The 11938-nt window shown below is 61.0% G+C and carries 4 protein-coding genes; all 4 read right to left on the minus strand.

The features are described 5' to 3' along the window. Positions 1-8034, minus strand: coding sequence for a DUF637 domain-containing protein (locus AU074_RS16255; protein ID WP_076015570.1), 8034 nt, complete (start codon positions 8032-8034; stop codon positions 1-3). Positions 8035-8065: 31 nt separating this feature from the next. Continuing rightward, on the minus strand, positions 8066-9790 hold the full coding sequence (locus AU074_RS16260) for a ShlB/FhaC/HecB family hemolysin secretion/activation protein (protein ID WP_076015571.1): 1725 nt from the start codon (positions 9788-9790) through the stop codon (positions 8066-8068). 321 nt (positions 9791-10111) lie between these two features. Continuing rightward, the gene (gene pgaD, locus AU074_RS16265) at positions 10112-10594 is read right to left on the minus strand and encodes a poly-beta-1,6-N-acetyl-D-glucosamine biosynthesis protein PgaD (RefSeq protein WP_076015572.1); all 483 of its coding nucleotides are present in this window, start codon (positions 10592-10594) and stop codon (positions 10112-10114) included. Further along, complete coding sequence (gene pgaC, locus AU074_RS16270) at positions 10591-11937, minus strand: poly-beta-1,6-N-acetyl-D-glucosamine synthase (RefSeq protein WP_076015573.1); 1347 nt, start codon at positions 11935-11937, stop codon at positions 10591-10593. Before pgaC ends, pgaD begins: the two co-directional genes overlap by 4 nt. Position 11938 lies beyond the last annotated feature (1 nt).

Below are 11938 nucleotides of genomic sequence, written 5' to 3' on the forward strand. Positions count from 1 at the left end.
TTAGCCACCGAACTCTTTAATAATCACAGTAATATTACGTTGCTTTCCATACTCTATAAGCTTGCTCGCGTCAGCCATTCCGCCCGGTTGAACTCGGATGTCCAAAATTTTCGTTGCCGGTACGCCATCCACGGTAATTTTTGAACTTTGCAAGGTGTCCATATGGGTTCTCATGTCATAAGACCACCCTTTACCTCGGGTATCAATCGTTTTCAAACTCACCACATTAGTGTCGAGTTGGAAGTCAATAACTGGGAAGTTATTGGATTTAAAGGGTTGCCCGGTCTTGGGATTGATGAGGTTGTCCGTCCGGGCCCAGTCCTTATAGTCCGTATCAGTAAGCGTTGTCTCAATCTGCCTACCTCTCGCCCGAGGTTCAAGATCCCAAACATTTTTGCCGTTTTCCGGCGGCATTAGATCCGGCCTTGAAGGTGGCGGGGTCTCTCTCTTACTGGCCGCAACGGCGCGCTTGTAAGCCAAGGCTCCCGCCGCTGTACCTAACCCAACTGCAAGCGCGATTTTGAGATCGTTCGTAATTTCCTGCGCCTGCGCGTCGCTCAAATTCCATTTTGCTTTAAGCGTATCGACCATCGCCCCGACCGTGTGCTCAGTCGTCGCTGTCGCTAACATCTCCTGGAATTCAAAGTTCGAATTAATGAGGTTTTGTACTGCTTCTCGAGCCTTCGGCGAGCCGTACTCCACGATGTCTTTGATTGGGTTGAGATCCGCCATGGTATTGGCGACTTCTTTAGACCGCGCTGCACACGTAGAAGGATCAGCCTTACAGCCGGCGATCGCGTCAATATCTTGTTGAAGACTCAACTCTTTGAATTTACGTGTGGTGTCTTCAATGCAGGAAGTGTCCGTGCACGCCGCTATCTTCTTGGCTGCTCTCTCAAGCTGATTGTGGTTCAGATAGTTATATTGCGTTGCGTTTTGCGCCACCCAACTACCTTTTTCCAGCGCAGCCGCGTCCACGTCGCCTTGTGCTGCTGCCGCCAGCACGCCGACGATCTGCGAACTCATCGTAAGCAAGTTATCGTCGCCTTTAACCAAGCCGTCCAGATGGGTGACCAATGCCTCGCTCGCCCCTGCTGCCAAGGCGCCGGTCTTGAAGTCTCCTCCAGTGGCCTCTGCCAGCAACCCACCGACCATGGCGTGAATCGCAACTTTCGGTGCGGAACCGTCTGCGAACACATTCTTGGTGTAATTACCCAACAAATTGAAACTGGCAGCCGCCAAGGTATTGAACAACGCGTTTTTCAGCGCATCGCTGGCACTGCCACCTTGTCCGAGCGCCTTGCTCAACAGCATGGACGTGCCGCTCTGCAGCGTTTGGTTGGCTGCGAATTGACCAACACCGCTCCAGCTATTCAGGATGCCCGGCGTTGTAATTTTCCCAGTCGCCGTGTTTGTTTCGGTTCCAGTCCAATCACCGAAAAACTCTGCCGTCAGACCTGCCGTAGCACCCGCAATGACGTACCCCTTCATAGCATCCGAAGAAGTCACATCTTTAAGCACCGCGCCAAGGTTGCCTCGATTATTAATCACACTGACGGTCGCGTTCGTTGAGGCTCCCGCCGCAACCGCGCCTGCGACGGCGCCCACCGTACTTCCGCCTGCAGCGGCGGCGGCCATAGGCCCAACCACTGCTGCCATCACAATCGCAATAATGATCTGCGAAGCCGGCCCCAACCCCGAGTTGCTGTACTTGAAGCTGTCGTGGATTTCCTTGACCTGACGCCAATCCACATCACCGCGCTTTTCCGCTTCCTTGATCCACGCCAACTGCGGATCCGCCTTGACCATCGCATCAATGGACTGGCTGACGGTTTGCTGGTTAACCTGGTTGATGTCGATTTTCAAACCATCGACGGCTTTGATTGCCACGTTGCCTTCGGCAATCAACTGGCTCTGACGCAGGGTTTCATCAGTATTGCCCTTGCCTTTGGAAGAGACCCAAAACGCATTGTTGTTAGTCTTCTCGTGGCTTTCCTGATGCAGGTCCTTTACCGCCTCAAAGGTGATGGCACCACCACTGTCCAGGGTGATGTCTTTCCCACTCTGAAGCTTGGCGAGCTGGTAAGTCTGATCACCACCGCTCTTAAGCACGAGGTCACCACCGGTTTTGATTTCAGTACCGACGTTGGTCACGCGAGTCACTTCGTCACGCTGGGTCTTTTTGTTGCCCCAACCGCTGACCTTTTTCATGTCATACAACGTATGCGTACTGTTCTCAGCCGCCAGCAGGTTCAACTTATCCCCGCTGTACAGATACGCCTCATTGCCCGCACTGATCTTGCTCGCCACCAGTGTGGTGTCGCGCCCGGCCTGGCTCTTAAAGTCCGCGCCCGCCGTCAGCACACTGGCCAGCTGCGTGGTTTGCTCATCGGCCGTCTTGATGCGTTTTTTACCGTCTTTTTCTTTGCCCTCGACGTTGTGCACATCGCTGACAGAGGTCACGTTGAAATCGCGCCCAGCCTGAATATTCAGGTCCTTACCGGCAGTAGCGGTGCTGCCAATAATGTTGACGTCTTGCCCAGCCTGCATGTTGACGTTGCCGCCCGCCGTGACGCTGGCGGCGAGGTTTTTGACGTCGGTGGTGATGGTGGATTTGTGCCCGCCGTCGCTGAACTCGTGTTTCACGCGCGTATCGCTGGCGGCGATGAGGTTGAGGTCGCGGCCGGCGGTCAGGGTGGCGTCGTTGCCTGCGGTGAGTGCGCCACGGTTGGTGAGGTCACGGCCGGCGTCGATGGCGAGGTTGCCACGCGCGGTAATGGTGCTCGCGCCAGCATCGGTGAGGGTGCGCATGCCGGCGCCGTCACGTACCTGGATCGCGGTGTTGTCGTTGGTGATGTCGCCTTTGAGGGCGGTAAGGCTGACTTGATTGCCTCGAATTTCGCCGCCCGTGGCGTTGCGGATGCTGTCTTGGGCCAGCAGGCTCAGGTTGTTGCCGGCTTCGATCAGGCCGCCGTTGTAGAGGCTGCCGCCACTCGCGGCGCTGAGGTTGTTGCTGGCGCGCAGGGTGCCGACGTTAACTAGGTCGCCACCGGTGACGAGGTTGAGGTCGCGGCCCTGGATCAGGCTGTTGCCGCGCACGTTGCGCGATTCGGCCTGGGCCAGGTAGAGCACCGGCACGAGGACGGTCTGGCCGTCGACCACGCGGTTTTCCATCCACACGATGTCGTGGGTCAGGGCGCCGACTTGCTGGCCGGTGAGGGACACGCCGACGCTCAGGCGCAGGGCGTCTTTGCTGGCGAGGGCGTTGTCCATCAGGTAGCGGAACTGGTCGGCGTCGCTGAGCAGGCCGCCGGCGAGGAAGCGTTGGCCGGTTTGTGCGAGTACCGCGTCGCGAATCAGGCGTGTCTCGTATTGGCCATCGCCGAGGCGGCGCCAGGCGTTGTCACTGTTGAAGCCGAGTTTGCCGAGCATGTAGTCGGAGCTGAAGAAGCCCGATGCCGTGGTGAACTCGGGGTTGGTTTCGATCAGGTAGTGGCTGGTGGGGTCGGCGTTTTTGACGAACAGGCCGTACTCGCCCTTGGGCAGTTGGAAGGTGGGCGAAGTGGTGGGGTCGACCGGGGCGAAGGCGGTGCCGGTGTAGTCCACGGGCACGAAGCCGCCGCCGGGGGCCACGCCCACTACAGGCAATACGCTGCCGGGCGCCTGGGCGCTCGGGTCGTTGGCGTGTTTGCTCAGGTTGATGTTGATGCCGCCGACGGGAATGCCGGTCTGGTCTTCGCCGAGGGTACCAGTGAGCTGCGCCAGGGTGTTTTCGTGCAGGGTGCCGTTTTGCAGGGTGCGAGCAACGTTGAGGTTGACCGTGCCGCCGGCTTGTAGCGTGGCCGCGTAGCCAGGGCCGCCGTTGTCGGTCCAGGTGGTGACATTACTGACCTCGGCAAAACGGTCATCGGAAGACCGCGCCTTGAGTGCTTCAAACCGCGCCAGGTCGAAGTTGCCGGCGGCGACGGCGGCATTGAACGCTGGGACGTCACGAAACTCCATCTGGTCCCAATAATCGATGTCGATCCTTTTGGGTGTACCCACGACGATGGTGTTTTGGCCGGTGCGGGTGCCCGCGCCCTGATTGAGCAGGTCGTTGGCGGTGATGCTCAGGTTGCCATTGGCCGCCAGCAGGCTGTAGCGGTTCTGAACATTGTCGCCCTGGATCAGCAGGTCTTTGCCCGCCACCAAGCGCGCAGAGGCCGAGTCCTTGATCGCGGATTCAAGGATGGTCTGGTTAATGGTGATTTGACCGCGCTTGAACGAGTCGTGCCCGCCGCAGTGCTGGCCGCACTGCCAATTGAGGCTGCCGGTGGTGACGGTCTGGCCCAACTCGAATTCAGCCTTGGCGTTTTCCACGAAGGCGGCGTTGATGCCGATATTGCCTTCGCTTTCCACAGTGCCGGAAAGGTTGCTGAAACCTGCCGCGCGTGCGCCATCGACGGCGGCAAAGGTCAGGTTGCCCTTAGTGTAGACATCACCGTAAAGGTTGCTGAAGCTGTTACCGCGCAGGGTAAGGTCGCCGCCGCTGAACAACAGCGTGTCGGCCGCATTGGTGATGCCGTTGACCGCAGTGAGGTTCACCGCGCCCTGGGCACCGAGGGTGCCACGGTTGTCGATTTGCGCGGCGGCGATATCCAGTTGCTGGCGGGCGGTGAGGAAACCGAGGTTGGCCAGGGTGCCGCTGAGCGTCAGGCGCGCATTGGTTGCCGCCAGGCGGCCGCCGTTCTGGTTGAGAGTGTTCGCGGCGACGGTGAGGGTTTGCAGGGCCGATACGCGGCCACTGTTGGTTATATCGCCGGTGGTGATGCTGAGGTCGCCGTCGCTGAGCAGTTCGCCGCCGTTGTTAAGGCTGGCCACGTCGAGGATCAGGCCCTTGCTGCTGGCCATGCGGTCGCCGGCCTTGAGGGTCAGGCCCAGGCTGCTTTTGTACGTGAGCACTTCGTTCAGTTGCAGACGGCCCAGGCCGTCGACGCTGCCGAATGCCCAGTCAGCGGTGCCCATGCCATTGATGTTGCCCTGACTGCCGGTGAGGCTAGCGGTGTTGATCCGGAACAGGCCGTTGCCCGCGTGCTGCAACTGGCCACCCTGGTTATTCAGGTGCGTGGCATCGAGGCTGAAGGCTGTGCTGCCGAACTCGAGGGTGCCGTCCTGGTTGTTCAGCGTGCCGCTGAGGTTGAGGCTGCTGCTGGCACCGGCCAGCGCACGCAGTTGCCCGCGTGCGCTGTTGTCGAGGTTGCCACCGTTGAGGGTCAGGCCCTGGTTGGCTTCAATCAGGCCGCCTTGGTTGGTGAGCGTGTCGCGTGAAGTCAGGTTGAGTTGGTTGCCGCTGATCTGGCCGCCCGCGCTGTTGTTGAGGGTGTTGCCAGTGATCGTCACCTGTTCTTTACCGAACAGCTTGCCACCTTGGTTGGCCAGGGCTTCGACGGTCAGTTGCAGGTTGCCCACCAGGCTGGCCAACGTGCCGTTGCTGGCGTTGTTTACGCTGTCGGCGTTGACGGTCAGGGTGTCGCCTTGCACGGTGCCGCCGGTGTTATCCAGGCTGCCGGTATCCAGTTGGGTAGATGCGCCGCCGCTGAGCATCAGGCCTTTGCGGTTGGTCGCGTCCTGGCCGCTGTAGCTCAGGCCCTGGTTACCGGCCAGCAGCTGGCCGCCATCGTTGTTCAGGTGCTGCGCGGCGATGTCGAGGCGCTTGCCGCGCAGGGTGCCGCCGCTGTTGTCGAGGGTGGTGAGCGCCTTGACCAGCAGGCTGCGTTCGCCAGCGTCGATGACCCCGCCTGAGTTGGTCAGCAGGTCGCTGACGTTGAGGGTCACGTCGCCGCCATTGCTGACCAGCGAGCCTTTGTTGCTGTTGTTGAGGGTCTGCGCGGTGACGTCAACCGAGGTGCCGATCAGGATACCGGCGCTGTTGTCCAACCGCTCGCCTTGTACCTGCAACAGGCCTTCACTTTGAATACGGCCTTGGGCATTGAGCAATTGGCCCGGGCCTTTGAGCAGCAGGCTCACGCCCGGCGCGCCACCGGCCAGCAGGCCGGCGTTGCGGTTGTCGAGGCCGGAGGCGCGCACGTCGAGTTGGTCGCCCACCACGCGCCCGGCGCGGTTGTCGATGTCACCGCCGGTCACGTCGAGCAGCAGTTGTTTGCCGACGATTACGCCGCTCTGGTTATCCAGGTTCGCCGCGTGCAACTCGACATCGCCCTGCCCGGCCTGCAAGCGGCCTTGGGCGTTATTGAGCTGTTGCGCGGTGACGAGGGTCAACTTGCCGGTGTTGGCGCTCAGTACGCCGTTGGCGTTGCTGCTGAGGTTGCCGGCGTTGAGGTTCAGGTCGGTGCTGGCCTGGGCAAAACCCTGGCTGTTGTTGAACCCATTGGCAACGGTGAGGTTCAGTGCGCCGTTGTCGGCCTGGATCAGGCCCTTGAGGCTGTTGTCGAGGTCGCTGGCGTTCACCGTGAGGGCGCCGGCAATCAGCTTGCCGTTCTGGTTATTCAGGCTGCCGGCGTTGACGGTCAGGGCGTTGGCGATCACTTGCCCGCCGCTGTTGTTGAGTGCGGCGCTGGTCAGCACCAGGCTGCCGCCGGACATTTCGATGCGGCCTTGGCGGTTGTCCAAAGAGGCGCTGTCGAGGGTAGCGGCCTGGCCTTCACCGAAGCGAATCAACCCGCCGAGGTTGACGATCGCCGGTGCGCTGATCGCCAGGCTTTGCTCGCCGTACACACGGGCGGTGGCGCCTTGGTTGGTGAGCTTGGCGGTGCTGACGCTGACGGTTTTGCCCTGGATGATGCTGCCCTGGTTGGTCAGCGCCTGCGCGGCGGTGATCGCCAACGCGCGGCTGGCCAGCAGGTCACCGCTGGTGTTCACGGTCTGCGCGTTCACCACCAGGTCGCCGGTGGCATTGCGGCTGTTATCAGCCTGCACGCCCGCTTCGATGATGCCCGGGTTGGTGACCTTGATCGCGTTGAGTTCGATGCGCTGACCCGCGGCCAGGCTCTTCTGGTTGACCAGTTCTTCGGCACTGCTCACCTGCACATTGCCGGTGGCGTAGACCTTGTCGGTCAGGTTCACGTTCTGCGCGGTGACCTTGATATTACCGGTGGCCGCCGCCTGCGCCATGCTCAGGCGCCCGTTGGCATCCAGCTGGATATCGCCGCCACTGGCGGCCAGCGTACCGTCGAGCTTCACGCCCACGCCGGCCTCGGTGCCCACCAGTTTGATGGCGCCGGCGTACATGCCGCCCAATGCCGAGGAATCGATGGCCAGTTCGGGCTTGGCGCTGCCGTCATCGGCGCGCGCGGTGGCTTTCAGGCTTTTCGCGTCGACATCGTTGCGCCCGGCGATCACGGTCAATTCCCGTGCGTTGATCTGCGCATTGATCTTGGCCGAGCGGGTGATGATCTCGAAACGGTCGACGTTGCTGGCATTCAAGCCTTGGCCGTCGATGGTCACGGCGCCGCCATCGACTTGGTAGCGCTGCAACTGGCCGCTCGCGTCGAGCACCGGTTTGCCGGTGGTGAGGGTCACGTTGGGGGTGTTGATGAAGCCGCAGCCGCTGCACGTGACGCCGTACGGGTTGGCGACGATGACTTTGGCCGACTGGCCCGCCACTTCGGTGTAGCCGCGCAGTTGACTGGGGCTGCCGCCGTTGACTTCGTTGAGGATGACGCTGGCCGCGCCGCCCTTGAGGTTGGGGTTGCCGACGATGTAACCACCCAGCTGGGTATTCGTCATCGGGCCGTTGGCGTTGTTGAGGATCACGCCGTTGGGGCCGACGTTGTAGTCCTTGAATTGGTTATGGGACAAGCCACTGCCATTGGGGGTGGCGATGTTCACCACCGGTACGCCATTGCCGGCCTGGCCGACGGTGGTGCCCGGCGCACTGACCACAATGCCTTCGGCCTGGGCCAGCAGCGGCTGCCAGAACAGCGCGTTGGCCAGGATCAGCACCAGGCCGCGCTTGGGCAGGCCGAAGAACGAGTCTCGCGGCTTCAGCGCAGCAGAAGGTTGGCGGGCCAGGAAGGCAAAGTGGCGAACATCCATTGTCATATTCTCGATGTAACGGGGCGTTGAATTACAGGAAGAAATCCATGCGGAAGTAGATCGGCGCTTCGCGCTCGCTCATCACTGCCGGGCGTTCCAGGGAATGGGCAAAGGTCACGCTGGTGCTGACGTATTTGCCACGGGCGAACAGCTCCAGGGAGTTGCTCGAGACCCGGCCGTGCAGGTTGTCGTTGTAGCGGTCGTTGCGGATAACGCCCTGGTCATAGCCGACGCTGGCACCGTATTCGGCGAAGGCCGGGCGCAGCCAGCTCAAGGTCACCGGACGGGCCCAGCGCACGTCATTGCGCCAATAGCCGCCGCTGTCGCCGGTCAGTTGCTGGTCCTTAAACCCACGGATCGACGACGAGCCACCCAGGCTCATGCGCTGGGGGCTGTACAGCACATCCTCACTGCGCTGACCGGTAGCCAGGCTGGTGAACGTGAACGACTCGCCCCACAGCGTGAACGGTTGCAGGTAGCTGACGGTTGCGGTGTATTTGCGGTAGTCGGGAGTTGGCGTGAGGTTGCCCAGGCGGTCGCGCTGTTGGTCGTTGCGCTGGGCATCGAAAGCGCCGATGCCGTTTTGCATGCCCAGGTCGAGGTTGACGAAGGCATTGCCGATGCGGCGGCCGTGGTTGATGCCCAGTTGCAGTTCGCTGAGGCGGTTGCTGCTGGGCTCGGTGCGCACGTCGAGGATGTAGTTGTTGGTGCGCAGGTGCGACAGGCCGACGTTTACCGACGTCTTGCTCACGTCGTCACGATGGATCACCCGCTCGGCGCGCAGTTGGTGGTTTTCGTTGTCGCCGTTCTGTTTGAATTTAAAGTCGTTGGTTACGCCAAAGGTGCGGTAATCACTCTCGCTGTAGGTGTAGCTGAAGTTCCACCAGCCCCACGGCACGTTGTAGTAGAGCATGGTGTTTTTCGAGGTTTTCTGGTGGTCGCTGACGGCATCGTGGCCGCCGCGCAACACCAACTGGTCGGCCAGGCCCAGCGGGCTGTCCCACTCAAGACCCGCGCCCCACTGCTGTTCGCCGGTGCTTTTCTGCCCGTCGTTATTGCGTGACAGGCTGGCACGCCAGGGTTTTTGCGGGACGTTCTTGACCTGCACTTCACTGCCGCCCACCTGGCTGCCGGGGGTCAGTTCCATTTGTGCCTGCTTGGACGGCAAGCGGTTCAACTGGTCCACCAACTGCTCGATTTCCCGCAGGTTGAGCTGCTCGCCAACCTTGCCTGGAAAGGCCATGGCCAGTTCACGCGGGGACAGGTTGCTGCCGTCGGCGCCCTTCAAGCCTTCGAGTTTGCCTTCCACCACCAACACCTGGAGGTGGCCGGTGGACAGGTCCTGCTGCGGCAAGTAAGCACGGCTGGTGACCATGCCTTTGTCGACGTAGTAGTCGGTGATCGCCTTGAGCACTTGATTGAGCTGGGACACGCCCAGGCACTGGCCGATATAAGGCTTGAGCAGGCGCTCGCGGTCGGCCGCAGGCAGGCTGTCGGCGCCCTTGAGTTCGATGTCTTTGATCGGGAAGCAACGGGTGTCGGCCGGGGTGGCAGGCGCTTCGGGCTTGGCTTCTTTGCCGGGCAGTTCCTTGAGGTCTTCAAGGCGCCGGCGCTGTTCTTCCAGCAGACGGTTTTGCCGATCACGGATCAGGTCCTGATCGCCAGGCGTAGGCGCAGCCGTCGCACTATTGAGTGCAAAGCAAGTCAGCAGGCAAACGCCCAGCAGCAGCCGAGTCCGTGGCAGTAATAAAGACATGTTCGATCCGTCGAGAAAGCGGGGGCCGGCAAACTAACATCGAACTTCCGGTCGGCCAAGAATCTGACTTAGTTGGAAGTTATGTTTAATAGGCCTTTAAGTTGCTGATTATTAACAATAAATAAATCATGCAACGCTTAATCGCTTGCAATTGGAATTTTTATTCCGACAAGCGGTAACAGTATTGATACAACTTCGGCTAAGGGGCTTACAATTGCCATTACTTAGCCATCAATCCCGTATCACGACTGGTTAGTAGCCAAAAAACCGGAAAAGTTCGCGGCTACTTTGTGAATTGGATCCCACTTTTCGGCATTCAGGTTAACCGACCTCTTTCGCCCGCTCCTGCCCCGGCACCAGCTTCAACCCTGGCCGCTCCACATGGCGGGATACATGCGCTGTCACTTCCTGCACGCCACCTTCATGGTCGTTATGAATCACCAGCACACCCGGGCGGCGCAGTTGCTCCAGGTCACCTTCCCCCAGGCTGAAGCTGTGGCTCAAACGCTGGTCGCTCAAGGCCTTGGCCGCCGAGCGGCGCTGGGCAAAGCGCTTGCCGCGCTGTTGCTGGTAACGCGCCCAACCGATCAGTACCACCGCGTTGAACACAGCGATCCACAGGTAAATCTGCAAGGTATCCAGTGCCGCAAAAATCGGTGCATCAATGCGCGGGCCGCCGTGGCTGTCGAGCATCGGCACCATGCCGCGCACCAGCAAGAGGATCAGGCCAGCCCAGGCCAGCAGGGTCAGGAATACGTCGATCGCCCACATCACCGGGCGCTGTTGGGTTCGGATCAGGTTCATGGTTGCAGTTCCTTGGTGGGGGCTTTGATACCGCGATCCGGGCTGACCCAGCGCGCGCGTTTCTGGTGTTGCCGAAACAACACTTTGGGGAAGCTGACCAGGGTGGTGAACAGGCTGACCAGCCAGAACACCAGCGGGTACCAGACGGTCCAGAACAGGGTTTTCCACAGGCCCTTTTCATAGCGCCGGTCGATCATGATGCTCACCGCGAATTGCACCAGGCACACCACTGCCAGCAACAGGCCGGTAAAGGCCGGCGGCATCAGCGAGTCGACGGCGATGGCGGCGGGCAGCGTCACGACTTTACCCACGGCCCAGAAGATCACCGAGAGCAAAAAGGTGAAGGCCCAGCCGGTGGACAGGCAGTACTCGAACAGCAGCGGCCACAGGTAGCGATGGCGCCATTGCCAGATGCCCCGGATGTTCTTGAACAGCACTTCGGCGCCGCCCTGGGCCCAGCGCAGACGCTGTTTCCACAGGCCGCCGAGGGTTTCCGGCATCAGGATCCAGCACAGTGCGCGGGGCTCGTAGAAGATGCTCCAGTGGTCCAGTTGCAGCTTCCAGCTCACGTCGATGTCTTCGGTGATCATGTCGGTGCTCCAGTAGTCGACCCGGTCCAGGGCCGCCCGCCGAAACGCCACCACCACGCCGGAGACGGTGAAGATCCGCCCGAAGACCCGCTGGGTGCGCTTGATCAAACCGATGATCGAAGAGAACTCGCCCACCTGCACCCGGCCGATCAAGGTCGAGCGCGTGCGAATGCGCGGGTTGCCGGTGACGGCACCAAGGCGCGGGTTGTCGAGCATCGGCGCCACCAGGTACGCCGCGGTGTTCGACGAGAGCAACGCATCGCCGTCGATGCACACCAAATATTCGCTGCGTGCTGCTACCGCGCCCATGCGCAGGGCCACGGCCTTGCCCTGGTTTTGCGCCAGGTGCAGCACCCGCAGGCGCGGCTCTTTCAGCGCCAGCGCATCGAGCACCGCGGCGGTGTTGTCGCTGGAGCCGTCGTTGATCGCGATCACTTCAATGTTGCGGTATTGCTGGGCCAGCGCGGCGCCGATGGTCTCGGCAGCGTTGTCGCCTTCGTTGTAGCAAGGGATCAGGATCGAGATAAGCGGCTCGCCGGCGAGTACCGGCGCCGGGGTGTCATCCGCCCACGGCCAGTGGCGCTCCCAGTGCAGCCAGAAGTACAGGCCGCCGGCGATCCACAGGCCGGACATAAACAGCGGATAGAAGAATACGAAGTCCATCAGGAACTGCCCGGTGACCAGAAAGATCAGGCCAAGGGGCACACCCAATACCAACGACAAAACGATAAGCGCGAGGATTCTGTCGAACATG

The sequence above is a fragment of the Pseudomonas sp. ATCC PTA-122608 genome (genome assembly GCF_001952855.1).
In the GTDB taxonomy this organism is placed as follows: Bacteria; Pseudomonadota; Gammaproteobacteria; order Pseudomonadales; family Pseudomonadaceae; genus Aquipseudomonas.